26 protein-coding genes and 1 pseudogene are annotated in these 24,371 nt (G+C 59.7%); 18 read left to right on the forward strand and 9 right to left on the reverse strand.

Going from position 1 to position 24,371, the window contains the following annotated elements; genetic code table 11:
- Nucleotides 1–144: 144 nt before the first annotated feature.
- On the reverse strand, nucleotides 145–1,638 hold the full coding sequence (locus tag AB4N85_RS20920; protein ID WP_041476638.1) for an aldehyde dehydrogenase: 1,494 nt from the start codon (nucleotides 1,636–1,638) through the stop codon (nucleotides 145–147).
- A 236-nt stretch (nucleotides 1,639–1,874) separates the two neighbouring features.
- On the opposite strand from AB4N85_RS20920, the gene AB4N85_RS20925 reads away from it, so the two are divergent.
- Nucleotides 1,875–2,237, forward strand: coding sequence for a cupin domain-containing protein (locus AB4N85_RS20925; protein WP_056791593.1), 363 nt, complete (start codon nucleotides 1,875–1,877; stop codon nucleotides 2,235–2,237).
- Between the two features lie 203 nt (nucleotides 2,238–2,440).
- Here AB4N85_RS20925 and rpmG read toward each other — a convergent pair whose 3' ends face one another.
- A complete protein-coding gene (rpmG, locus tag AB4N85_RS20930) occupies nucleotides 2,441–2,596 on the reverse strand; it encodes a 50S ribosomal protein L33 (RefSeq protein ID WP_016772554.1) in 156 nt (51 codons plus the stop codon).
- 11 nt (nucleotides 2,597–2,607) lie between these two features.
- A complete protein-coding gene (rpmB, locus tag AB4N85_RS20935; protein ID WP_007920377.1) occupies nucleotides 2,608–2,841 on the reverse strand; it encodes a 50S ribosomal protein L28 in 234 nt (77 codons plus the stop codon).
- 446 nt (nucleotides 2,842–3,287) lie between these two features.
- On the opposite strand from rpmB, the gene AB4N85_RS20940 reads away from it, so the two are divergent.
- Nucleotides 3,288–4,874: an ABC transporter substrate-binding protein gene (locus AB4N85_RS20940; protein WP_095181240.1), complete on the forward strand. Its 1,587-nt coding sequence runs from the start codon at nucleotides 3,288–3,290 to the stop codon at nucleotides 4,872–4,874.
- 145 nt (nucleotides 4,875–5,019) lie between these two features.
- On the opposite strand, the gene radC is transcribed toward AB4N85_RS20940, so the two are convergent.
- Nucleotides 5,020–5,694 (reverse strand): RadC family protein, encoded by a 675-nt coding sequence (gene radC / locus AB4N85_RS20945; RefSeq protein WP_095181239.1) that lies wholly within the window; start codon nucleotides 5,692–5,694, stop codon nucleotides 5,020–5,022.
- A 133-nt stretch (nucleotides 5,695–5,827) separates the two neighbouring features.
- Between radC and coaBC the strand changes: the two genes are divergently transcribed.
- From coaBC to AB4N85_RS20975, 6 genes and pseudogenes are all read left to right on the forward strand, one after another.
- On the forward strand, nucleotides 5,828–7,036 hold the full coding sequence (gene coaBC / locus AB4N85_RS20950) for a bifunctional phosphopantothenoylcysteine decarboxylase/phosphopantothenate--cysteine ligase CoaBC (protein ID WP_016772551.1): 1,209 nt from the start codon (nucleotides 5,828–5,830) through the stop codon (nucleotides 7,034–7,036).
- Nucleotides 7,037–7,041: 5 nt separating this feature from the next.
- On the forward strand, nucleotides 7,042–7,497 hold the full coding sequence (gene dut, locus AB4N85_RS20955) for a dUTP diphosphatase (RefSeq protein ID WP_041476635.1): 456 nt from the start codon (nucleotides 7,042–7,044) through the stop codon (nucleotides 7,495–7,497).
- A 303-nt stretch (nucleotides 7,498–7,800) separates the two neighbouring features.
- Nucleotides 7,801–9,204: pseudogene (locus tag AB4N85_RS20960) on the forward strand (phosphomannomutase/phosphoglucomutase); the annotation flags it as partial.
- Between the two features lie 17 nt (nucleotides 9,205–9,221).
- Entirely contained in the window at nucleotides 9,222–10,127 is a 906-nt protein-coding gene (argB, locus tag AB4N85_RS20965) for an acetylglutamate kinase (RefSeq protein WP_016772548.1), read from the forward strand.
- Nucleotides 10,128–10,323: 196 nt separating this feature from the next.
- Nucleotides 10,324–10,554, forward strand: a complete 231-nt coding sequence (locus AB4N85_RS20970; protein WP_041476633.1) for a hypothetical protein — start codon at nucleotides 10,324–10,326, stop codon at nucleotides 10,552–10,554.
- 115 nt (nucleotides 10,555–10,669) lie between these two features.
- Nucleotides 10,670–10,852, forward strand: a complete 183-nt coding sequence (locus AB4N85_RS20975; protein WP_236167771.1) for a hypothetical protein — start codon at nucleotides 10,670–10,672, stop codon at nucleotides 10,850–10,852.
- Nucleotides 10,853–11,079: 227 nt separating this feature from the next.
- Here AB4N85_RS20975 and pyrE read toward each other — a convergent pair whose 3' ends face one another.
- Nucleotides 11,080–11,724, reverse strand: a complete 645-nt coding sequence (pyrE, locus tag AB4N85_RS20980; RefSeq protein WP_056791572.1) for an orotate phosphoribosyltransferase — start codon at nucleotides 11,722–11,724, stop codon at nucleotides 11,080–11,082.
- A gap of 82 nt (nucleotides 11,725–11,806) precedes the next feature.
- Between pyrE and AB4N85_RS20985 the strand changes: the two genes are divergently transcribed.
- Nucleotides 11,807–12,586 (forward strand): exodeoxyribonuclease III, encoded by a 780-nt coding sequence (locus AB4N85_RS20985; protein WP_016772543.1) that lies wholly within the window; start codon nucleotides 11,807–11,809, stop codon nucleotides 12,584–12,586.
- 68 nt (nucleotides 12,587–12,654) lie between these two features.
- Here the strand turns inward: AB4N85_RS20985 and gltS are convergent, their stop codons facing one another.
- From gltS to rph, 3 genes are all read right to left on the reverse strand, one after another.
- The gene (gene gltS, locus AB4N85_RS20990) at nucleotides 12,655–13,863 is read right to left on the reverse strand and encodes a sodium/glutamate symporter (protein ID WP_056791569.1); all 1,209 of its coding nucleotides are present in this window, start codon (nucleotides 13,861–13,863) and stop codon (nucleotides 12,655–12,657) included.
- Nucleotides 13,864–14,233: 370 nt separating this feature from the next.
- Nucleotides 14,234–14,602, reverse strand: coding sequence for a DUF4870 domain-containing protein (locus AB4N85_RS20995; protein WP_016772541.1), 369 nt, complete (start codon nucleotides 14,600–14,602; stop codon nucleotides 14,234–14,236).
- A 25-nt stretch (nucleotides 14,603–14,627) separates the two neighbouring features.
- Nucleotides 14,628–15,350 carry a ribonuclease PH gene (gene rph / locus AB4N85_RS21000; RefSeq protein WP_027610407.1) on the reverse strand — a complete coding sequence of 241 codons (723 nt, stop codon included), beginning with the start codon at nucleotides 15,348–15,350 and terminating at the stop codon, nucleotides 14,628–14,630.
- A 268-nt stretch (nucleotides 15,351–15,618) separates the two neighbouring features.
- Here rph and AB4N85_RS21005 point away from each other — a divergent pair, with 268 nt between their 5' ends.
- The 6 genes from AB4N85_RS21005 to AB4N85_RS21030 all read left to right on the forward strand — a co-directional run bounded on the left by AB4N85_RS21005 (nucleotide 15,619) and on the right by AB4N85_RS21030 (nucleotide 20,921).
- Nucleotides 15,619–16,482, forward strand: a complete 864-nt coding sequence (locus tag AB4N85_RS21005; RefSeq protein ID WP_016770639.1) for a YicC/YloC family endoribonuclease — start codon at nucleotides 15,619–15,621, stop codon at nucleotides 16,480–16,482.
- A gap of 12 nt (nucleotides 16,483–16,494) precedes the next feature.
- Nucleotides 16,495–17,115: a guanylate kinase gene (gmk, locus tag AB4N85_RS21010; RefSeq protein ID WP_129997939.1), complete on the forward strand. Its 621-nt coding sequence runs from the start codon at nucleotides 16,495–16,497 to the stop codon at nucleotides 17,113–17,115.
- A gap of 168 nt (nucleotides 17,116–17,283) precedes the next feature.
- Nucleotides 17,284–17,547 carry a DNA-directed RNA polymerase subunit omega gene (rpoZ, locus tag AB4N85_RS21015; protein ID WP_008030604.1) on the forward strand — a complete coding sequence of 88 codons (264 nt, stop codon included), beginning with the start codon at nucleotides 17,284–17,286 and terminating at the stop codon, nucleotides 17,545–17,547.
- A gap of 57 nt (nucleotides 17,548–17,604) precedes the next feature.
- On the forward strand, nucleotides 17,605–19,710 hold the full coding sequence (gene spoT / locus AB4N85_RS21020) for a bifunctional GTP diphosphokinase/guanosine-3',5'-bis pyrophosphate 3'-pyrophosphohydrolase (protein WP_460065723.1): 2,106 nt from the start codon (nucleotides 17,605–17,607) through the stop codon (nucleotides 19,708–19,710).
- Nucleotides 19,711–19,734: 24 nt separating this feature from the next.
- Complete coding sequence (locus tag AB4N85_RS21025; RefSeq protein ID WP_014340863.1) at nucleotides 19,735–20,115, forward strand: RidA family protein; 381 nt, start codon at nucleotides 19,735–19,737, stop codon at nucleotides 20,113–20,115.
- A 65-nt stretch (nucleotides 20,116–20,180) separates the two neighbouring features.
- Nucleotides 20,181–20,921: a hypothetical protein gene (locus tag AB4N85_RS21030; protein ID WP_252868469.1), complete on the forward strand. Its 741-nt coding sequence runs from the start codon at nucleotides 20,181–20,183 to the stop codon at nucleotides 20,919–20,921.
- An 87-nt stretch (nucleotides 20,922–21,008) separates the two neighbouring features.
- Here the strand turns inward: AB4N85_RS21030 and AB4N85_RS21035 are convergent, their stop codons facing one another.
- Nucleotides 21,009–21,863, reverse strand: a complete 855-nt coding sequence (locus AB4N85_RS21035) for an SDR family oxidoreductase (RefSeq protein ID WP_252868470.1) — start codon at nucleotides 21,861–21,863, stop codon at nucleotides 21,009–21,011.
- Between the two features lie 188 nt (nucleotides 21,864–22,051).
- On the opposite strand from AB4N85_RS21035, the gene exbB reads away from it, so the two are divergent.
- Genes exbB through AB4N85_RS21050 form a run of 3 tightly spaced genes read left to right on the forward strand, consistent with a single transcriptional unit; the run spans nucleotide 22,052 to nucleotide 24,192 of the window.
- Nucleotides 22,052–23,014 carry a tonB-system energizer ExbB gene (gene exbB, locus AB4N85_RS21040; protein ID WP_252868471.1) on the forward strand — a complete coding sequence of 321 codons (963 nt, stop codon included), beginning with the start codon at nucleotides 22,052–22,054 and terminating at the stop codon, nucleotides 23,012–23,014.
- Between the two features lie 6 nt (nucleotides 23,015–23,020).
- The gene (gene exbD / locus AB4N85_RS21045) at nucleotides 23,021–23,449 is read left to right on the forward strand and encodes a TonB system transport protein ExbD (RefSeq protein WP_016772535.1); all 429 of its coding nucleotides are present in this window, start codon (nucleotides 23,021–23,023) and stop codon (nucleotides 23,447–23,449) included.
- Entirely contained in the window at nucleotides 23,446–24,192 is a 747-nt protein-coding gene (locus tag AB4N85_RS21050; protein WP_024014804.1) for a TonB family protein, read from the forward strand. The genes exbD and AB4N85_RS21050 overlap by 4 nt, the downstream gene beginning before the upstream one ends.
- The last annotated feature ends 179 nt before the right edge of the window (nucleotides 24,193–24,371 follow it).

The raw sequence follows: 24,371 nt of genomic DNA on the forward strand, positions 1-24,371 counted from the left end.
CACGATGTACCAGGTACACCTCGTGCAATGGTTTAGCGACTGCTTCGCAGCCAAACGGGGATAAATCCCCTCACCACAGAGCTCGCTCCCACAGGGGATCTCTGTTTGGTCAGGAAGCCCGGAGTGACCGGGCTCGCTAACGTCTTACAGCTTGATCCACGTCGCCTTCAGCTCGGTGTACTTGTCGAAGGCGTGCAGCGATTTGTCGCGACCGTTGCCCGACTGCTTGAAGCCACCGAACGGCGCGGTCATGTCGCCACCATCGTACTGGTTGACCCACACGCTACCGGCGCGCAGGGCCTTGGCAGTCAGATGCGCCTTGGAGATGTCCTGGGTCCACACCGCTGCGGCCAGACCGTATGGCGTGTCGTTGGCAATCTGGATGGCTTCTTCGGCGCTGTCGAAAGCGATCACCGACAACACTGGGCCGAAAATCTCTTCCTGAGCAATCTTCATCGCATTGCTCACACCATCGAAAATGGTTGGCTCGACGTAAGTGCCACCGGTCTCCTGGAGGATGCGCTTGCCGCCGGCGACCAGTTTGGCGCCATCGCTATGGCCGGATTCGATGTACGACAGCACGGTGTTCATCTGCTGGGTATCGACCAGCGCACCGACGTTGGTCGCCGGGTCCAGCGGATTGCCGGGCTTCCAGGTTTTCAGCGCCTCGATCACCATCGGCAGGAATTTGTCCTTGATCGAGCGCTCGACCAGCAGACGCGAACCGGCGGTGCAGACTTCGCCCTGGTTGAAGGCGATGGCGCTGGCGGCGGATTCAGCGGCGGCCTGCAGATCCGGCGCATCGGCGAAGACGATGTTCGGGCTCTTGCCGCCGGCCTCCAGCCAGACGCGCTTCATGTTCGATTCGCCGGCGTAGACCATCAGTTGCTTGGCGATCTTGGTCGAGCCGGTGAAGACCAGCGTGTCGACATCATTATGCAGACCCAGCGCCTTGCCGACGGTGTGGCCATAGCCCGGCAGCACATTGAGCACGCCTTTCGGAATACCGGCTTCAATGGCCAGCGCAGCGATACGGATGGCGGTCAGCGGCGACTTTTCCGACGGCTTGAGGATCACCGAGTTACCGGTCGACAGCGCCGGGCCGAGTTTCCAGCAAGCCATCATCAGCGGGAAGTTCCACGGCACGATAGCGCCGACCACGCCCACCGGCTCGCGAGTCACCAAGCCCAGTTGATCATGTGGGGTCGCGGCGACTTCGTCGTAGATCTTGTCGATCGCTTCACCGCTCCAGCTCAGCGCCTGCGCCGCACCCGGCACGTCGATGTACAGCGAATCGCTGATCGGCTTGCCCATGTCGAGGGTTTCCAGCAGCGCGAGTTCTTCGGCGTGCTGTTTCAGCAGGCTGGCGAAGCGGATCATGGTGGCTTTGCGTTTGGTCGGCGCCAGGCGCGACCAGACGCCGGAGTTGAAGGTGGCGCGGGCGTTTTCTACAGCACGGTCAGCATCGGCGGCGTCGCAGCTGGCGATCTTGCCGAGCAAGCGGCCATCGACCGGGCTGATGCATTCGAAGGTTTCGCCGGAAACGGCGTCGGTGTATTCGCCATTCAGGAAGGCGCGGCCTTCGATTTTCAGATCGCGGGCGCGTTGTTCCCAGTCGGCACGAGTCAGGGTGGTCATTCGGGTGTCCTCCTCTTATTGAATACGAGCACCGCAAGCGCTGCGGCGCTGTTCAAGAATTCTGCCCGGCCAGCCTGCACTTTCGGCCCGAGGCACCCGCCACCCTAAACCAGCGACCGGGTTTGTTTCAATATATTTGACATAAGCTGGCCATACGGCCTTGCGGTGTTCATTTTAATAAACATAGACTTTGGCCCATTCCAGCCAACGCGCCGTCATTAACGGAGAAAACAACAATGAACATCCAGAACGTCGTCGACATCAGCCTCGCCAGCAGCGCAGCCGAGCGTTATCGCCCGGACCCGGCGAAAGTGCTCAAAGGCGACCCTGAGCAAGCGGTGTTTCATCAATACGACAGCCCTTGTGGGCAAATGGGCGTTGGTGTGTGGGAAGGCGCGGTGGGCCAGTGGACGGTGAATTACACCGAGAATGAGTACTGCGAGATTCTGCAGGGGGTTTCGGTATTGCGTGACAGCGATGGCAATGCCAAGACCTTGCGCGTTGGCGATCGCTTCGTGATCCCGGCGGGTTTTCGCGGCACCTGGGAAGTGCTGGAGGCTTGCCGCAAGGTTTATGTGATCTTTGAACAGAAGGCTTGAGATGTTTGCTGGCTGATCGGCCCTCATCGCTGGCAAGCCAGCTCCCACAGGTTTTGTGCATGACACAGGTTCTGTGAAGACCGGCAATCAATGTGGGAGCTGGCTTGCCAGCGATAAGGCCCAACCGGTCACCGCAGAATCCAAGGCAAAAAAAAGGCCCGTATCTCACGATACGGGCCTTTTTCGCAGTCAGGAAAAATCAATTACTTGATTTTGCCTTCCTTGTACATCACGTGCTTGCGAACAACCGGATCATATTTCTTGATCTCGATTTTGTCCGGGGTAGTACGCTTGTTCTTGTCGGTAGTGTAGAAGTGACCAGTACCGGCGCTCGAGATCAAACGAATCAATTCACGCATGATTAGCTCCCTTAAATCTTGCCATCGCGGCGAAGTTCGGCGAGCACGACAGTGATGCCCCGCTTGTCGATGATACGCATGCCTTTGGCAGATACGCGCAGACGCACAAAACGTTTCTCTTCTTCAACCCAGAAGCGGTGATGCTGCAGGTTCGGCAGGAAACGACGACGGGTTTTGTTGTTTGCGTGGGAAATGTTATTCCCAGTCACCGGACCCTTACCGGTAACTTGACATACTCTCGACATGCCTCAGCCCTCTAAAACCACATGCCCAACCCGGCATGGGTTGGCCGCTTAATCTCTCAGTCATTTGGCGCCAGGCGCCGCGTTTCTTTAGAGGTCTTACCGGCTACACCTACAGTGAAGGAACCGGGCCCCTAGAAAAGAGCGCTGCTTTATACCAGAAAGACCGGGGTGCAACAACAATCGGTGTGCAATCAATCGGCAAAAGGGCGATTTTTTCCGCCGCAGACGCCTTGGACAAAGGCTGCGGCCAGTTTTGACCACTCGTCGCAGAAATCCCGTCCTACAGGCGATTCAGACTTTTCATCGGGCGGCCCACGCTCGAAACCGCGCAAGAGTGCGCCTGAAAATGCAAAAAGGGGATAGTCATTTGCAATTCAGAGCTCTAGGGTAGGACTTTTCCAGACTGCACTTGCAGATGGGCCTTCGATCTGTAAAGGAAACCGACCATGCGCCTCGCTGCCCTACCCCTGTTGCTCGCCCCGCTCCTGCTGAGCCCCCTTGCCCAGGCCGCCGCGTTGAGCGTGTGCACCGAGGCCAGCCCTGAAGGGTTCGACGTGGTGCAGTACAACTCGCTGACCACCACCAATGCTTCAGCTGACGTACTGATGAACCGCCTGGTGGATTTCGACACCGCCAGCGGCAAAGTCATCCCGAGCCTGGCCGACAGCTGGGAAGTCAGCACTGATGGCCTGACGTATGTATTCAAGCTACACCCGCAGGTGAAATTTCATACAACCGAGTACTTCAAGCCGAGCCGCGAGCTGAGTGCCGAAGACGTCAAATTCAGCTTCGACCGCATGCTCGACCCCGCCAACCCGTGGCACAAAGTCGCGCAGAGCGGCTTCCCGCATGCGCAGTCGATGCAGCTGCCAACCCTGATCAAAAAGATCGACGCCCTTGACCCGCTCACCGTGCGTTTCACGCTTGATCATCCGGATTCGACCTTCCTCGCGACCCTGAGCATGGGTTTCGCCTCGATCTATTCCGCCGAATACGCCGACAAACTGATGAAGGCCGGCGCCACCGACAAACTCAACAGCCAGCCGATCGGCACCGGTCCGTTCGTGTTCAATCGCTTCCAGAAAGACGCGGCGATTCGCTACAAGGCCAACCCGGATTATTTCCATGGCAAGCCTGCCGTCGACCCGTTGATCTTCGCCATCACGCCGGACGCCAACGTGCGCCTGCAAAAGCTGCGGCGCAATGAGTGCCAGATCGCCCTGTCGCCGAAACCATTGGATGTACAGGCAGCGCTGAAGGAACCGACACTGAAAGTCGAAAAGACTGACGCGTTCATGACCGCTTTCGTGGGCATTAACAGCCAGCATCCGCCGCTGGACAAGCCGGAAGTGCGCCAGGCGATCAACCTCGCCTTCGACAAGGCCAACTACATCAAAGCCGTGTTCGAAGACACCGCCGAGGCAGCCAATGGGCCATACCCACCGAACACCTGGAGCTATGCCAAGAACCTGCCGGGCTATCCGCACGACGTGGCCAAGGCCAAGGCGCTGCTGGCCAAGGCCGGCTTGAAGGACGGCTTCCAGACCACGATCTGGACGCGGCCATCGGGCAGCCTGCTCAACCCGAACCCAAGCCTCGGCGCGCAGATGCTGCAGTCGGATCTGGCCGAGATCGGCATCCAGGCAGAAATTCGTGTGATCGAATGGGGCGAGCTGATTCGTCGCGCCAAGGCCGGCGAACATGATCTGCTGTTCATGGGCTGGGCCGGTGACAACGGCGACCCGGACAACTTCCTCACCCCGCAGTTTTCCTGCGCAGCAGTGAAGTCCGGGACCAACTTCGCCCGGTACTGCAACGCCGATCTGGACAAGCTGATCAGCGCCGGCAAGACCACCAGCGAGCAAGGCGTGCGCACCAAGCTGTATGAGCAGGCACAAGCGCAGATCCAGCAGCAGGCATTGTGGCTGCCACTGGCGCACCCGACGGCCTACGCTTTGACGCGCAAGGATGTTCAGGGTTATTCCGTCAGCCCGTTTGGCCGGCAGGATTATTCCAAGATCAGCCTCAAATAACCTGCCTGACACACCGGTGGATGGAAACAATCTGTGGGAGCGAGCCCGCTCGCGAAAGCGGTCTTTCAGCAAACAATGATGCTGACTGATAAAACGCCTTCGCGAGCAGGCTCGCTCCCACAAGGTCCAGAATCGGCGCCGAGAACTACATCCAACCACACTCCGCCATCGACAGCGGCTCGCCGTCGCCGACGATGAAGTGATCGAGCACTCGCACGTCAATCAGTTCCAGGGTTTTCTGCAGGCGCTTGGTCAGCAGCCGATCTGCCTGACTCGGATCGGTGTTGCCGGACGGATGGTTGTGACACAGGATCACCGCCGCCGCGTTATTGGCCAGCGCCCGCTTCACCACCTCCCGTGGGTGCACGCTGGTGTTGTCGATCGAGCCGCGAAACAGCGCCTCGAAATTCAGCACCTGATGTTTCGAATCGAGAAACAGGCAGCCGAACACCTCGTGCGGCTCATGCCGCAGCATCGCCTTGAGGTAATCGCGGACGACCTGAGGGTTCTCCAGTGCCGGTTTCTGTCGTGAGCGCTCGGCCAGATGGCGCTTGCTCATTTCCTGCGCGGCTTGCAGCTGCGCGAACTTGGCGGGGCCGAGGCCCAGTTGTTTGCTGAATGCGTCCTGATCGGCCTCGAGCAGCAAACGCAGGCCACCGAATTGCGTCAGCAGATGTCTGGCGAGGTCGACAGCGCTTTTTCCGGGCAATCCGGTGCGCAGAAAAATCGCCAACAACTCAGCGTCCGAAAGACTCCCTGCGCCGTGTTCCAACAGCCTTTCCCGCGGCCGTTCCGCCGCCGGCCAATCGCGAATACTCATAGCACCTCCTTGTCTGTGGGCGCCGCTGTTCCGTAGCGGTCGCTGTGATATCGTAGCCCATCTTTTTGGCGGTCGATTCAACCCTGGGGAGGGGTATCGCGCCGCCGTCATCAACGAAATGAAAGGCAGACCTATGCAGCGGCTGTATCGGAAACGCATCGTTCTGGGCGTCGGCGGCGGCATTGCGGCCTACAAGAGCGCCGATCTGGTTCGCCGCCTGATCGACCAGGGTGCCGAAGTGCGCGTGGTCATGACCCATGGCGGCGCCGAATTCATCACCCCGCTGACCATGCAGGCCCTGTCGGGCCACCCGGTTCACCTCGACTTGCTCGACCCTGCCGCCGAAGCCGCCATGGGTCATATCGAGCTGGCGAAATGGGCCGATCTGGTGCTGATCGCCCCGGCCACCGCCGACCTGATCGCCCGTCTGGCCCAAGGCATTGCCAACGATCTGCTGACCACCTTGGTGCTGGCCACCGACGCCGTGGTTGCTGTCGCGCCAGCGATGAATCAGGCGATGTGGCGCGACCCGGCGACCCAGGCCAACCTGCAACTGCTGGAAAGCCGTGGCCTGAAGACTTTCGGCCCGGCCTCGGGCAGCCAGGCCTGCGGCGACGTCGGCATGGGCCGCATGATGGAGGCCACCGATCTGGCCCTGCTCGCCGCTGATTGCTTCCAGCGCCAGGCCCTGACCGGCAAGCATGTGGTGATCACCGCCGGCCCGACTCAGGAAAACATCGACCCGGTGCGCTACATCACTAACCACAGCTCCGGCAAAATGGGTTTTGCCCTCGCCGAAGCAGCCGTGGAAGCCGGCGCCCGTGTCACTTTGATCAGCGGCCCGGTGCACTTGCCGACGCCTGATCGCGTGACGCGGATCGATGTGGTCAGCGCCCGCGACATGCTCGCCGCCTGCGAATCGGCCATGCCTTGCGACGTGTTCATCTCGTCGGCAGCGGTGGCGGACTACCGCCCTGAAGTCGTCGCCCCGCATAAACTCAAGAAAGATCCTACGAGCGGTGACGGCTTCGTCCTGCAAATGGTGCGCAACCCGGACATCCTTGCCACTATCGCGACCCGTCCCGACCGTCCGTTCAGTGTCGGCTTCGCCGCCGAAACCGAACACCTGCTCGACTACGCTGCACGCAAGCTGAAGGACAAGAATCTCGATCTGATCGTCGCCAACGACGTCGCCAATCCGAGCATCGGTTTCAACAGCGAAGAAAACGCCTGCAGCGTCATCGACCGTGAGCTGCACGCCACGGTTTTCGCCCAGACCAGCAAGAGCAAGATCGCTCGCCAACTGGTCACTTTTATCGCCGAACGTCTGAACCAGGTTTAATTTACATGCACGCTTTGCAAGCCAAGATCCTCGATCCACGCATCGGTAGCGAATTCCCGCTGCCGCAATACGCTACGCCGGGCTCCGCCGGCCTCGACCTGCGCGCCATGCTGGAACAGGACATCGTGATCAAACCGGGTGAAACCGTGCTGATTCCCACCGGCCTGTCGGTGTACATCGGCGACCCGAATCTCGCCGCGCTGATCCTGCCGCGCTCGGGCATGGGCCACAAACACGGCATCGTGCTGGGCAATCTGGTCGGCCTGATCGACTCCGATTACCAGGGCCCGCTGATGGTCTCCTGCTGGAACCGCGGCCAGAGCGACTTCACCATGACCGTCGGCGAACGCCTGGCGCAATTGGTGCTGGTACCGGTGGTGCAGGCGCATTTCGAAATGGTTGAAGAGTTTGTCGAGACCGAGCGCGGTACCGGCGGCTTTGGCCACACTGGCACCAAATAACCGGATAGAAATTATGGTGGTGAGGGGATTTATCCCCGTTGGGCTGCGAAGCGGCCCCAAGATTTTGGGTCTGCTGCGCAGCCCATCGGGGATAAATCCCCTCGCCACAAAAAATGCGCTATATCGGCAGCAGGTTTTAACACCGTAAATCAAGGTTTTGCCGGCCGAAAGCCACGCCAGCCGGGGCGTCATGGCCCTTTCATAGCACGAACTCTCTGTGGAAAACGCCGTCATACCCTTCAGTTTGAGCCTGCCGTCGAATCTTTCGCCGGTCTGTCCCGCCCTTTTCGAGATGGAGCATGTCCACAGATGAGCACCCCCGCCAAGATCGCCCCGACGCTGCCTGACAGCATTTTCCGCGCCTACGACATTCGTGGCACCGTGCCGGAATTCCTCAACGGTGAAACCGCCTACTGGATCGGTCGCGCCATCGGCTCGCAGAGCCTGGCCCAGGGCGAGCCGAACGTGTCGGTCGGTCGTGACGGTCGCCTGTCCGGCCCGGAGCTGGTCGCGGAACTCATTCGCGGCATCGCCGAGAGCGGTTGCCACGTCAGCGATGTCGGCCTGGTGCCAACGCCGGCACTGTACTACGCCGCCAACGTGCTGGCCGGCAAGTCCGGGGTGATGCTCACCGGTAGCCACAATCCGTCGAACTACAACGGCTTCAAAATCGTCATCGCCGGCGACACCCTCGCCAACGAGCAGATTCAGGTGCTCCACGAGCGCATCAAGAACAACGACCTGAGCACTGGCCAGGGCAGCGTCACTCAGGTCGAAATCCTCGACCGCTACAACACCGAAATCGTCCAGGACATCAAACTGGCCCGCCGCCTGAAAGTCGTGGTCGACTGCGGCAATGGCGCGGCCGGCGTGATCGCCCCGCAACTGATCGAAGCGCTGAACTGCGAAGTCATCCCGCTGTTCTGCGAAGTCGACGGCAACTTCCCGAACCATCACCCGGATCCGGGCAAACCGGAAAACCTCGTAGACCTGATTGCCAAAGTCAAAGAGACCAACGCCGATATCGGCCTGGCCTTCGACGGTGACGGCGACCGCGTTGGCGTGGTGACCAATACCGGCAGCATCGTCTACCCGGATCGCCTACTGATGCTGTTCGCTCGCGACGTAGTGGCGCGCAACCCGGACGCGGAAATCATCTTCGACGTCAAATGCACCCGTCGCCTGGTGCCATTGATCAAGGAATACGGTGGTCGGCCGCTAATGTGGAAGACCGGTCACTCGTTGATCAAAAAGAAAATGAAACAATCCGGCGCACTGTTGGCCGGCGAAATGAGCGGGCACATCTTCTTCAAGGAACGCTGGTTCGGTTTCGACGACGGCATCTACAGCGCCGCACGTCTGCTGGAGATCCTCAGCAAGGAAAAATCCACTGCTGAAGAGCTGTTTGCGACCTTTCCGAACGATATTTCCACGCCGGAAATCAATATCCATGTGACCGAAGAGAGCAAATTCAGCATCATTGATGCACTGCACGATGCTCAGTGGGGCGAAGGCGCCGACCTGACCACCATCGACGGCGTGCGTGTCGATTACGCCAAAGGCTGGGGCCTGGTGCGCGCGTCCAACACCACACCGGTGCTGGTGCTGCGCTTCGAGGCCGATGACGAGGCTGAATTGCAGCGCATCAAGGATGTGTTCCACGCCCAACTGAAACGCGTTGCACCTGATCTCCAACTACCGTTCTGATCCACCCGGAGCCCTGAATGACCCTCGAACGCGAAGCCGCCGCCAACACTGCCAAGGTCCTGTCCGAAGCGCTGCCTTACATCCGACGCTATGTCGGCAAGACCCTGGTGATCAAATACGGCGGCAACGCGATGGAAAGCGAGGAGCTGAAAACCGGCTTCGCCCGCGACATCGTGCTGATGAAAGCCGTGGGCATCAACCCGGTGGTCGTGCACGGTGGCGGCCCGCAGATCGGTGATCTGCTCAAGCGCCTGTCGATCGAAAGCCACTTCGTCGACGGCATGCGCGTTACCGACGCGGCGACCATGGACGTGGTGGAAATGGTCCTTGGCGGTCAGGTCAACAAGAGCATCGTCAACCTGATCAACCGCCATGGCGGCAGCGCCATCGGCCTGACCGGTAAGGATGCCGGGCTGATCCGGGCGAAGAAGCTCACCGTCTCCCGCCAGACCCCGGAGATGACCCAGCCGGAAATCATCGACATCGGCCATGTCGGCGAAGTCGTCGGCATCAATACCGAGCTGTTGAATCTGCTGGTCAAAGGCAACTTCATCCCGGTCATCGCGCCGATTGGCGTCGGTGAGAACGGCGAGTCGTACAACATCAACGCCGACCTGGTGGCGGGCAAGGTTGCCGAAGCACTGAAAGCTGAAAAGCTGATGCTGCTGACCAACATTGCCGGCCTGATGGACAAGTCGGGCACCGTGCTGACCGGCCTGAGCACGCAGCAGGTCGACGACCTGATCGCCGATGGCACGATCTACGGCGGCATGCTGCCGAAGATCCGCTGCGCACTGGAAGCGGTTCAGGGTGGCGTAGGTAGTTCGTTGATCATCGACGGTCGTGTGCCGAACGCGATTCTGCTGGAAATCTTCACTGATACTGGCGTGGGTACGCTGATCAGCAATCGCAAGCGTCCTTGATCGCTGATACACCGGAGATCGCAATCTGCGGCAGCGCCTGCAAATTTCGTTGATGCGAAATTTCTGTAGGAGCTGACGAAGGCTGCGATCTTTTTTGTGCGCGCAGGAAACGCCTGACTCGACACAGCGAAACGTCCGACATCCCTTCAGAACAAATCTCCCTAGGATCTTCCTCTCATCCAGCGGAGATTCACTCATGCAGAAAGATTACGTTCCCTACGGCAGCGATGTTTCAGCAGGCACCTACGAATGCGTGGACTGCGGTCATCGTTATTCCAATCAAGCCAAGACTTCAATGCCGCCCTGCCCGCAGTTTCGCAAGACGGCGCATGTCCTGAACGGCTGGAAAACCCTCACCGGCCAAGGTGACGCCCCTCAAGATCCGTACCCGGAAAAAACCGAAAAGCCGGCTGCCAGCAAAAAATAATCCCGGAGCGCCTGAGCCATGCAGATCTCGTTCACGATCGACGCCGACGCTTTCGAGCAGGAACAGAAGGAACCGGTGAAAAAGACCTTGCGCATCGGCGACGCCGAAATCGCCCATGCGCTTTTCTGGTGGTGATCAGCTCGACGTGATTCGCGATGAATTGAACATGCTCATCACCCAGAACGAGCCGACCTTCAAACCCATCACCAAACGCAAGGGCCGCGCTGGACAGTTCGAGATCAGCGAAGATTCCCACGCATTGCTCTGCGCGACGCTGGGTCTGAATGCCGTTCAGTGACATCGTCGCGGTCAGTGGCTTGCTGCTGACCCTGACTACGTTCATGTTCAATCTGGCGTGGCCGGCGCTCAGGACTGGCGCTGAGACTGCTGATCAAATGGCAAAAACTGCGTAGACCACTGTAGGAGCTGCCGAAGGCTCGGGCCGCGATCGGACGATCTTTTGATCTTGATCCTGAAAAACAAGATCAAAAGATCGCAGCCTTCGGCAGCTCCTACAGGTGCGTATCACACGCCAAATTGGGCGCGGTACGCTTCCACGGCTGGGAGGTGTTGCTTGAGCTGCGGATCGTCGGCGAGGAACTCCAACACCTGATTCAGCGAGACGATGCTGATCACCGGAATGCCGAAGTCGCGCTCGACTTCCTGGATGGCCGACAATTCGCCGTTGCCACGCTCCTGGCGGTTCAGTGCGATCAGCACACCGGCGGCCTTGGCGCCGTCCTGGGAAGCAATAATCTGCATCACTTCACGAATGGCGGTGCCGGCGGTGATCACGTCGTCGATGATCAAGACTTCGCCAGTCAGCGGCGCGCCAACCAGGCTGCCGCCCTCGCCGTGGGCCTTGGCTTCCTTACGGTTGAAGCACCACGGCAGGTCACGATCGTGATGCTCGGCCAGCGCAACGGCGGTCGTGGCCGCCAGCGGAATACCTTTATAAGCCGGGCCAAACAGAACGTCGAAGGGGATGCCGCTCTCGGTGATGGCGGCGGCGTAGAAACGCCCCAGCTGCGCCAGGGCCGAACCCGAGTTGAACAGGCCGGCGTTGAAGAAGTAGGGACTGGTGCGCCCGGACTTCAGGGTGAACTCACCGAAGCGCAAAACGCCGCGATCGATGGCAAAACGAATGAAATCGCGCTGATACGCTTGCATGAAAAAAACCCCAAATACCACGGATTTAGCTAATTAGCTTGACGCCGTGTATCATACACGCACGCGATTTTTGGGGCCATTTATGCGGATCATCAGTGTGAACGTCAATGGTATTCAGGCGGCAGTCGAGCGCGGTTTGCTCAGTTGGCTGCAAGCCCAGAATGCCGACGTCATCTGCCTGCAGGACACCCGTGCCTCCGCCTTTGAACTGGATGACCCAGCCTTCCAACTGGATGGCTACTTCCTTTATGCCTGCGATGCTGAAGTCCCTGCCCAAGGCGGCGTGGCTTTGTATTCGCGGTTGCAACCGAAGGCTGTCATCAGCGGTCTCGGTTTCGAGACGGCCGACCGCTACGGGCGCTACCTGCAAGCAGATTTCGACAAAGTCAGTATTGCCACCTTGCTGTTTCCTTCGGGGATGAACGGCGATGAGGACTTGAACCAGAAGTTCAAGCTCATGGACGATTTCGGCAAGTACCTGGACAAACAGCGACGCAAACGTCGCGAGTACATTTATTGTGGCTCGCTGTACGTTGCGCAGCAGAAACTCGACATCAAGAACTGGCGCGACAGCCAGCAATCTCCAGGCTTCCTGGCGCCGGAACGCGCCTGGATGGACGAGATTGTCGGCAACATGGGCTATGTCGATGCGCTGCGCGAAGTCAGCCGCGAAGGCGATCAGTACAGCTGGTGGCCGGATAACGAACAGGCCGAGATGCTCAATCTGGGCTGGCGTTTCGATTACCAGATCCTGACCCCGGGCCTGCGTCGCTCGGTGCGCAGTGCACGCCTGCCGCGTCAGCCACGGTTCTCGCAGCACGCACCATTGATCGTCGACTACGACTGGACGCTGACCATCTAAGCGTCGTATCGCAGCCAAAGAAAATGCCCGCATCGTGAGATGCGGGCATTTTTTATGCGCCGTGCTTCCTAAACCGCAGCGAAGAATGGCAAGGCCAGGTACAGCTTGATCACGATGACGTTAACGATATCGATGAAGAACGCTCCTACCATCGGCACCACCAGAAACGCGATTTGCGAAGGGCCATAGCGCTGCGTCACCGCTTGCATGTTGGCAATGGCCGTAGGCGTGGCACCCAGCCCAAAGCCGCAGTGTCCCGCAGCGAGTACGGCGGCATCATAGTTGCTGCCCATCACCCGAAACGTTACGAAAATCGCGAACAGCGCCATGACCAGCGCCTGCACGGCCAGAATGATGAAGATCGGCAATGCCAACGCCGCCAGATCCCAAAGCTTCAGCGACATCAGCGCGATCGCCAGAAACAGCGAGAGGCTGACATTGCCGAGCACGGAAACTTCACGCTCGAACACCTGATACAAGCCAAGTGCTGACAGACTGTTGCGCAACACCACACCTACAAACAGCACGCAAACAAACGTCGGCAGTTCGAACGCAGTGCCATGCAGAACGCCATTCAGAAGGTTGCCCGCGAGCAGGCTGACGGCAATCAGCGCCAGCGTCTCGACGAACGAAAACGGCGTGATTGAGCGTTCCTTGTTTGGCTGTTCAAAACCTCTTGGCAGTCGCGGCGCTTGTTGCGGATTGCAACCCGGCACTTGCACGCGCTTGATCAGCAACCGGGCAACGGGCCCACCAATCAGACCACCCAGCACCAGACCGAACGTCGCTGAGGCCAGCGCCAGCTCTGAAGCCGACGCCAGGCCATATTTCTCGCTGAACACCGCGCCCCATGCAGCGCCAGTGCCGTGGCCGCCGGCCAGCGTGATCGAGCCCGTCAGCAAGCCCATCAAAGGGTCGAGCCCGAGCAGGGTTGCCAACCCGATGCCCATGGCGTTCTGCACCACCAGCAAGCCAATGACCGCCAGCAGGAAGATACCGACAATGCGGCCGCCCTTCTTCAGACTGGCAAGGTCAGCACTCAAGCCAATGGTGGCAAAGAAAGCCAACATCAGGGGGGTTTGCAATGATGTATCGAAGCGGACTTCAATGTCGAAAGTGCGCAATATCAACAGGAGCACGGCAACCACAAGGCCGCCTGCTACCGGTTCAGGAATATTGTAACTTCGCAGAAAGCCGACACGCGTAACAAGTCCGCGTCCGAGCAGCAGTACTAAAGAAGCGGCCACGAGCGTGCCGTAGAAATCGAGCTCAATCATGTGGATTATTCTTGGCTAAGTATTCACGAGGCGAGCGTTTACCTGGGCTCGACGGGTGAACCGGCTGATTTTCTCAACACTGATTACTGGGGAATTCAAGTGCCATCGATGGCTTGAACATATCGGAATGTTTCAACCGAAACATTACATCGGGCAACTTTAACAACCAGCTCGCGCCAATAACAAGAACGGGAATAAGCACTGGACCGATCAGTTGTGACCAAAGATGTAATAGAGGAACATCAGCAAATAAATGCCAAACCGCACATCGTTAACAGACTAGTCCTACAACAAAAACCAATTATTAAGTTGCACAAATAAAAATACCCCGATAAGTCGGGGTATTTTCATATTGCGACACAACAGACTTTCACTTGATCAATCGCCAGGTGAACGGATATCTGTATGGGAAACCTTCGTTGGCTTTGACCCCTGCAATGATCGTCAGGACCAGTGCGGCGATCGCCAACAAACCAAACAGGAAGAAACCAATGATCAGCAGCATGAGCAGGAAGCAGATCATTGAGGCTATCGCCACCGTGATCTGAAAATTCAACGCCTCTTTGCCCTGTGCATCGATAAAAGGGTCTTTCTCGCGCTTCATCTGCCATAGGATCAACGGCCCGATCAGATTGCCGAACGGAATCCAGATCCCCAGCAAGGCGGACAGGTGACAGAACATTGCCCACTGGCGAACCTCCTGGCTCGGTTTGGGCAGCAACTCTTGCTCGTCACTCATCATGTCCTCCTTGTGGTCGAAAACCTCAGTCGGCCAGTGCAGCCTTCTGCAGTTCGAAGATCTCGTTCATGCCTTTCTTCGCCAGTTCCAGCATGGCGTTCAAGTCTTCAGGCTGGAACGGCGCGCCTTCAGCAGTGCCCTGCACTTCGATGAAACCGCCGGTGCTGGTCATCACTACGTTCAGGTCGGTTTCAGCAGCGGAATCTTCAAGATAGTCCAGATCCAGCACCGGCTCGCCCTGGTACATGCCCACCGAGACTGCACCGATCATCTGCTTGAGCGGGTCACCGCCTTTCAGGCCGCCGCGCTTCTTGATCACTTTCAGGGCATCGACCAGCGCAACCATGGCGCCGGTGATGGACGCGGTGCGAGTACCGCCATCGGCCTGGATCACGTCGCAATCGACATACAGGGTCACGTCGCCAAGCTTGGACATATCCAGCGCCGCGCGCAGGGAGCGGCCGATCAGACGCTGGATTTCGAGAGTACGACCGCCCTGCTTGCCACGGCTGGCCTCACGCTGGTTACGCTCACCGGTGGCGCGCGGCAGCATGCCGTACTCGGCAGTCAACCAGCCCTGGCCCTGGCCTTTGAGGAAGCGCGGCACGCCATTTTCGACGCTGACGGTGCAGATGACTTTGGTATCACCGAATTCGACCAGTACAGATCCCTCGGCGTGTTTGGTGTAGTTGCGGGTGATGCGGATCGAGCGGAGCTGATCGGCAGCGCGACCACTTGGACGTTTCATAGGGATACCTGTACTGAGGACGGAAAACTGCCGAGCATTATAGAGCCCTGCACCGCGAGTGGGCACTGGTTAAAACCGCCGGCCGACGACCGAAGCCCCTCGAGCGCGCATAACCGACGGGCTGCAGCGCTTTGTCACACCGTGTGTTTGGGCGCATTCGCCGCACTGCGCTACAATCCTGCGCCTTTGCTGCCAGTCGGCTTAAATTCATTGAAATCGCGCCTGCGAAACAGCGTTTCGCGCCGATCTGCATTGCGAGGTCACCGCCATGGTGCACAGCATGACCGCCTTCGCCCGCGTCGAGAAAGCCGGCGTTCAGGGCACCCTGAGCTGGGAACTGCGCTCGGTCAACAGCCGCTATCTGGAACCGCACCTGCGCTTGCCCGAATCGTTTCGCGACCTCGAAGGCGCCGTGCGTGAAGCACTGCGTCAGGGCCTGTCGCGGGGCAAACTGGAATGCACGCTGCGCTTCACCGAAGAAAGCACCGGCAAACCGCTGCAAGTGGACCGCGAACGCGCCGCACAACTGGTGGCCGCTGCGGAAACCGTTGCCGGGCTGATCAAGAATCCTGCTGCGCTGAATCCGCTGGAAGTGCTGGCCTGGCCCGGCGTGCTGGTGGCCGATGCGACCGACCCGCAAGCGCTGAACGCCGAAGCGCTGGCGCTGTTCAATCAGGGCTTGAAGGATCTGAAGGCTGGTCGCGAGCGCGAAGGCGCGGAGCTGGCTCGCTTGATCAACGACCGCCTGACTTCCATCGAAGAAGACGTGGTGACCCTGCGTGAACTGGTGCCGCAGATGCTCGCCACCCAGCGCCAGAAGGTTCTCGACCGCTTCGCCGACATGAAGGCTGAGCTCGACCCGCAGCGCCTGGAACAGGAAATGGTCATCCTCGCGCAAAAAAGCGACGTGGCCGAAGAACTGGATCGCCTGAGCACTCACATCATCGAAGTCCGCCGGGTGCTCAAGTCCGGTGGTGCCGCCGGGCGGCGTCTGGACTTCCTGATGCAGGAGCTCAACCGCGAGGCCAACACATTGGGCTCCAAAGCCTTCGACCCGCGCAGCACCCAGGCCGCCGTCAACCTCAAGGTGTTGATCGAGCAGATGCGCGAACAAGTGCAGAATATTGAGTAAGGCTACCCTGACATGACCCAACACACCGGCACCCTGTACATCATTTCCGCGCCATCGGGCGCGGGCAAGAGCAGTCTGGTCAAGGCGTTGACCGACGCCGACCCGGAGATCCGCGTTTCGGTCTCGCACACCACCCGCGCCATGCGCCCGGGCGAAGTGGATGGCGTGAACTACCATTTCGTGAGCCGCGAAGAGTTCGTGAAGATGGGCGAGCACGGCGACTTCCTTGAACGCGCCGAAGTCTTCGGCAACTTCTACGGCACCTCGCAAAGCCGTTTGCAACAGACTCTGGACGAAGGTCACGACCTGATTCTGGAAATCGACTGGCAAGGCGCCGAGCAAGTGCGCAAGCTGATGCCGCAAGCGCGCTCGATCTTCATCCTGCCGCCATCGCTGCAAGCCCTGCACCAGCGCCTGACCAATCGTGGCCAGGACAGCGACGAGATCATCGACGGCCGCATGCGCGAAGCGGTCAGCGAGATGAGCCATTACGTCGATTACGATTACCTGATCATCAACGACGATTTCGCCCACGCGCTGGACGATCTGAAAGCGATTTTCCGCGCCAATCAGCTGCAACAGAAACGCCAGCAAGTGCGTTTCGGCAAATTGCTGGCTGAATTGCTCGGCTAAAACAGCACTTCCCAAAATGCCTGCAAGCGCTTTACATTGGTGCTTGCAGCGCGTTGAAGGGTCTGGTCAAAAAATCAGCGCTTCCCTAATCGCTGGTGATTTTTTAAACTGCTCAGTCCGCTCGCCCAACCGGGCAGCGCGCATATTGCATTCGCTCCGAGGAATACCATGGCCCGCGTAACCGTTGAAGACTGCCTAGAACACGTGGAAAACCGCTTTGAGCTGGTCATGCTCTCTACCAAGCGTGCCCGTCAACTGGCCACCGGCGGCAAAGAGCCATTGGTGCAGTGGGAAAACGACAAGCCGACCGTTGTCGCGCTGCGTGAAATTGCTGAAGGCCTGATGAGCTACGAGTTCATCGCCGAGCAGGAAATCGTCCAGGATGAACCGCTGTTCGCAGCGTTCGAGGACGAGTCGAACGAGGCCGTCTAAGCCTATGCCTGGTCGACGTAGCACGGCGCGGGGTCACAGCTTTCGGCAGGAATCATCATGCCGAGCATAGACGCCCTCGCCGATCGCTTATCGACCTACCTCGGCAACGACCAGGTCAACCTGGTCCGCCGAGCGTATTTCTACGCCGAACAAGCCCATGACGGTCAACGCCGTCGCAGCGGCGAGGCGTATGTCACGCATCCTCTTGCCGTGGCCAATATTCTTGCCGACATGCACATGGACCATCAGAGCCTGATGGCCGCGATGCTGCATGACGTGATCGAAGACACCGGTATCGCCAAGGAAGCGCTGCAAGCGCAGTTTGGTGAAACCGTGGCCGAACTGGTCGACGGGGTCAGCAAACTGACCCAGATGAATTTCGAGACCAAGGCCGAAGCCCAGGCGGAAAACTTCCAGAAAATGGCCATGGCCATGGCGCGCGACATCCGGGTGATCCTGGTCAAGCTCGCCGACCGTCTGCACAACATGCGCACGCTGGAAGTGCTGTCCGGCGAAAAACGCCGGCGTATCGCCAAGGAAACCCTCGAGATCTACGCACCCATCGCCAACCGGCTGGGCATGCACGCGATCCGCATCGAATTCGAAGACCTCGGCTTCGAGGCCATGCACCCGATGCGTTCCGCGCGGATCTACCAGGCGGTCAAACGCGCCCGGGGCAACCGCAAGGAAATCGTCAACAAGATCGAAGAATCCCTCGGTCACTGCCTCGCCATCGACGGCATCCAGGGCGAAGTCAGCGGTCGGCAGAAACACCTCTACGGCATCTACAAGAAAATGCGCGGCAAGCGTCGGGCCTTCAACGAGATCATGGACGTTTACGCGTTCCGGATCATCGTCGACAAGGTCGATACCTGCTACCGCGTACTGGGTGCTGTGCATAATTTGTACAAACCGTTGCCAGGGCGCTTCAAGGATTACATCGCGATCCCCAAGGCCAACGGCTATCAGTCGCTGCACACCACGCTGTTCGGCATGCACGGTGTACCGATCGAGATCCAGATCCGCACCCGCGAAATGGAAGAAATGGCCAACAACGGCATCGCCGCCCATTGGCTGTACAAATCCAGCGGCGACGAGCAGCCCAAAGGCACGCACGCCCGCGCTCGCCAGTGGGTCAAAGGCGTGCTGGAAATGCAGCAACGCGCCGGCAACTCGCTGGAATTCATCGAAAGCGTGAAGATCGACCTGTTCCCGGACGAGGTCTACGTGTTCACGCCCAAAGGCCGGATCATGGAGCTGCCAAAAGGCTCCACGGCGGTCGACTTTGCCTACGCAGTGCACACCGATGTCGGCAACAGCTGCATCGCCTGCCGGATCAATCGTCGTCTCGCGCCGCTGTCCGAACCGCTGCAAAGCGGCTCCACGGTCGAGATCGTCAGCGCTCCCGGCGCCCGGCCGAACCCGGCATGGCTCAACTTCGTCGTTACCGGCAAGGCGCGTACGCACATTCGTCATGCGCTGAAGCTACAACGCCGCTCCGAGTCCATCAGTCTTGGCGAACGCCTGCTGAACAAGGTCCTCAACGGTTTCGACAGCTCCCTGGAGAAGATCCCGGCAGAGCGCGTCAAAGCAATGCTTACCGAGTACCGCCTCGAACTGATCGAAGACCTGCTCGAAGACATCGGCCTGGGCAACCGCATGGCGTACGTGGTCGCCCGTCGCCTGCTTGGCGAAGGCGAGCAGCTGCCGAGCCCGGAAGGTCCGCTGGCGATTCGCGGCACCGAAGGCCTGGTGCTCAGCTACGCCAAGTGCTGTACACCGATCCCCGGCGACCCGATTGTCGGACATCTGTCGGCGGGCAAAGGCATGGTCGTGCACCTGGATAACTGCCGCAACATCAGCGAAATCAGGCACAACCCGGAAAAATGCATCCAGCTCTCGTGGGCCAAGGATGTCACCGGCGAATTCAACGTCGAGTTGCGCGTCGAGCTGGAACACCAGCGCGGCCTGATCGCCCTGCTGGCCAGCAGCGTCAACGCGGCCGACGGCAATATCGAGAAAATCAGCATGGACGAACGCGATGGTCGCATCAGCGTCGTGCAGTTGGTGGTCAGCGTCCACGACCGTGTGCACCTGGCCCGCGTGATCAAGAAACTGCGCGCCTTGACCGGGGTGATCCGCATCACCCGCATGCGCGCATAACCTGCCTATTACAAGGAGTCCTACATGACCAAAACCGTCATCACCAGCGACAAGGCCCCGGCCGCCATCGGTACTTACTCCCAGGCGATCAAGGCAGGCAACACCGTGTACATGTCGGGCCAGATTCCTCTGGACCCAAAAACCATGGAACTGGTTGAGGGCTTCGAAGCCCAGACCGTCCAGGTCTTCGAGAACCTCAAAGCCGTGGCCGAAGCTGCCGGCGGTTCGTTCAAGGACATCGTCAAACTGAACATCTTCCTCACCGACCTGAGCCACTTCGCCAAGGTCAACGAGATCATGGGCAAGTACTTCGACCAGCCATACCCTGCCCGCGCCGCCATTGGCGTGGCCGCCCTGCCGAAGGGTGCGCAGGTTGAAATGGATGCCATTCTGGTCATCGAGTGATGCGCACGGCGCGGCCTTCACGCCGCGCCGACTGCCGCAAGAAAAGGTTTTGAAAGGATTTCACCATGCGCAAAGCGCTAGCTCTCTCGCTGCTCGCCCTGTTTCTCGGCGGCTGCGCCAGCGACCCTGCCGACCGTGACATCAGCGGCACCTGGATCAACCAGGTGGCGATCGATGCCGCCGCCAAGGGCGGTCCCCTGCGTGAAGCGCTGCAGGCTTACGGCCCGAATCTGGAGTGGGACGTCAACACCAAGGCCGGTCAGGCCCGCTACACCAACGGTTTTGAGAACGTCGAAGGACGGCTGCTGGGCGGAGAGTCCGGCGCCTGGAAGGTCGACTTCTACGGCAGCTCCGCCAGCGAACTGAAACGCGACGGCGGGCGCCTGCAACAAGCTGCCAGCGACAACGAACCCGAACAAGTCTTCGATCGCGCACAAATCCCCGTGCCGGAAGGCGCGCCAATCGGTGCCAGCTTCGAACGCGCGCTCTACTCAGCATACCTGGGCGGCAACTGGACCATCGCCAGCGGCCAGGGTGAAGGCGGCACCGTGCAGTTCCAGGCCGACGGCCAGGTGACCGGCCTGCCGGGCGTTGACCGTTATGCCTTGTGTCTGGCCGGCGATTGCGCGTCCATGAGCAATGGCAACGACAGCATGTGGCTGCAACTCAATGGCCAGGGCAACAACTGGATCTTTGTGCGCAAGGGCAAGGAGCTGGAGATTCTGCAGGCAGTCAATGCTGCGCTGGCAGATGAGCAACCGCAGTTTGCCGCAGGTGAGCGCAAGTGGTTGCTGGAAAAGCAGTAACCCGCTGAAAAGATCGCAGCCTTCGGCAGCTCCTACTTTGGAATGCATTTTCCTGTAGGAGCTGCCGAAGGCTGCGATCTTTTGCTTTTAGCGACCTTCCAGGATCGCTGCATAGCCTTCGCGGTAACTTGGATACTTCGGCACCCACCCCAACGCTTTCGCCCGCGCATTGCTGCAACGCTTGCTGCCGGTGCGCCGCACACTGGCGTCGTCCGCCCATTCAGTCACACCCAGGTACTCGCGCAACCAGCCCACCACTTCGGCCAATGGCGCAGGCGCGTCATCCACACCGATAAAGAGCTCGTCCAGCTTGACGCCCTCGCGGTCTTTTTCCAGCAAGAACGCCAGCAGCCCCGCTGCATCATCGGCATGAATACGATTGCCATACAGCGGTGGCTCCGTAGCCACGCGATAGCCGCGACGCACCTGAGTCAACAGCCACTCGCGGCCCGGGCCGTAAATGCCGGTCAGGCGCAGCACGCTTGCCGGGATGCCGCTATTGAGCGCGACCTGCTCGGCTTCGAGCATCAAGCGACCTGAATATCCGGCCGCGACAGTCTCGGAGGTCTCATCCACCCATGCTCCATCCTGCTGGCCGTACACGCTGCTGCTGGACACGAAGATCAGCCGCTCAGGCACTTGCCCATAGTCACCCAGCCAGCTCAGCACATTCTGCAAACCCTGCACGTAAGCTTTGCGATAGCCCTCTTCGTCGTGATCGGTGGCCGCAGCGCAATACACCAGATAATCGACAGCGCCTACCGGCCAGGTCGCCGGGCACTCTTCGCTGGACAGGTCGCCGGCGACGCCGATGACACCCTCCGGCAGCTTGGAAACGTCGCGGCGCAGGCCATGGACTTGCCAGCCAGCCGCCAGCAATTGCGTGGCCAGACGACTGCCGACATCACCACAACCGGCAATCAAAACAGAAGGCGCGGACATCAGAAAACTCCCATCAGAAAGGCACAGACTAGCTCTGGCACAGGACGAACGGCTAGCAATGAAGGAAAAAAAGTTACTCTATTACTTTTGTTAACAAGAATTACTTGCAATAATGCACGCCACTTTTGTTCTCGGCCTCACGAGGCCTGGAAGAGCAACAACGTTTTTCTATCTCAGGTCCGGCCAGCATGACACGTAATCAAACTCCCGCTTCGCCAACCACTCGACCTCGCGCCTGGAGCGCCGTCGCGGCTCTGTTGCTCAGCCTGATGCTGGCACCGACCGCCGCCTTCGCCGACGCCCAAGCGCCCGCCACCCCAGCCGCCACCGAGCAGAGCGCACCCGCTGCCGCTCCGGCTGCACCAGCCGCCACCGATCCGGTGCAGGCTGTCGACGCCGCCGACGCACCTGAAGCCCTCGAAGCCCTCGAAGCCGACAACACCTTGGGCATGGCCCACGACCTTTCGCCGTGGGGTATGTACCAGAACGCCGACATCATCGTGAAAATCGTGATGATCGGTCTGGCCATCGCTTCGATCATCACCTGGACTATCTGGATCGCCAAAGGCTTCGAGCTGATGGGCGCCAAGCGTCGTCTGCGTGGCGAAATCGCTGCACTGAAAAAAGCCACCACCCTCAAGGAAGCCAGCGCCACGGCTGGCAAGGAAGGCACCCTCGCCAACCTGCTGGTGCATGACGCGCTTGAAGAGATGCGCCTGTCGGTCAACAGCCGCGAGAAAGAAGGCATCAAGGAACGCGTCAGCTTCCGCCTCGAGCGCCTCGTTGCTGCCTGCGGTCGCAACATGAGCAGCGGCACCGGCGTCCTCGCCACCATCGGTTCGACCGCACCGTTCGTAGGTCTGTTCGGTACCGTGTGGGGCATCATGAACTCGTTCATCGGCATCGCCAAAACCCAGACGACCAACCTTGCAGTTGTCGCACCGGGTATCGCTGAAGCGCTGCTGGCCACTGCACTGGGTCTGGTTGCGGCGATTCCTGCTGTGGTGATCTACAACGTCTTCGCCCGTTCCATCGCCGGTTACAAGGCGCAGGTCTCCGATGCCTCGGCAGAAGTCCTGTTGCTGGTCAGCCGCGATCTCGACCACCAGCCTGAGCGCAGCTCGCAGCCGCACATGGTTAAAGTGGGGTAATCGGCCATGGGCCTGCATTTGAAAGAAGGCGCAGACGACGATCTGGCCGAGAACCACGAAATCAACGTCACGCCGTTCATCGACGTGATGCTGGTGCTGTTGATCATATTCATGGTGGCCGCGCCGTTGGCCACTGTGGACATCAAAGTCGACCTGCCGGCCTCGACCGCCAAACCGGCGCCGCGGCCAGAGAAACCGGTGTTCCTCAGTGTGAAAGCGGACCAGCGCCTGTTCCTCGGTGACGACGAAGTGAAAGCCGAAACCCTCGGCGCCACCCTCGACGCCAAGACCCAGGGCAAGAAAGACACCACCATCTTCTTCCAGGCCGACAAAGGCGTGGATTACGGTGACCTGATGAGCGTGATGGACAGCCTGCGCGCCGCCGGTTACCTGAAGGTTGGTCTGGTCGGACTTGAGACGGCAGCCAAGAAATGATCACGACGCGCCATAAGCTGACGCGTTACAGCGGTAGCCTGGCCGTGGTGCTGGGCGTGCATGCGCTGGCCATCGCGCTGGCGCTGAACTGGACTGCCCGCCCGCCCATCGAATTGCCGCCGCAGGCAATGATGGTCGAGTTGGCCCCGTTGCCTGCCCCGCCACCGCCGGCTCCGCCGAAAGTCGTCACACCGCCGCAGCCACCGGCTCCGGTGGAAGAATTGCCGATTCCGAAACTGGCTGAAGCACCGAAAGCGGAAATCGCGGTACCGAAACCCAAGCCGAAGCCCAAGCCAAAACCGCCGAAGCCGGTCGAGAAAAAACTGCCAGAGCCGCCGAAGGAAAAACCTTCCGAGGAGAAACCGGCCGATACGCAACCGACCCAGGCACCGACGGAGAAATCCGCCCAGCCGGCACCGGGCCCATCGCCAGCTCAAGTCGCGGCCAAGGCCAGTTGGCAAGGCGCCCTGCTCGCGCATTTGCAGAAGTACAAGAAGTACCCGCAGAGTGCGCAGTCGAGGGGCAAGGAAGGCTTGAATCGTCTGCGCTTCGTGGTTGATGGCGAAGGTAATGTGCTGTCGTTCGAACTGGTGGGCCGCTCTGGCAACGCTGATCTGGACCGGGCCACCCTGGACATGATCCGCCGCGCGCAACCGCTGCCCAAGCCGCCGGCCGACATGCTCAACAACGGCTCGATCGAAATTGTTGCGCCGTTTGTTTATTCGCTCGAACGCCGCCGCTAAGCAACACCGCAATACCTGTGGGAGCTGGCTTGCCAGCTCCCACAAGGTTCTCCGCCAGCCGAGAGAACCAAGCCAAGAGGCACCGAAAGGTGCCTTTTGCATATCTGCCAGCGGCAAACCGACCTCGACCGGTGTCGCACTCAGCCCGCAGTCTGATAACGTGCGTCTATCGATTGCAG

The organism is Pseudomonas sp. H1_G08, assembly GCF_054681355.1.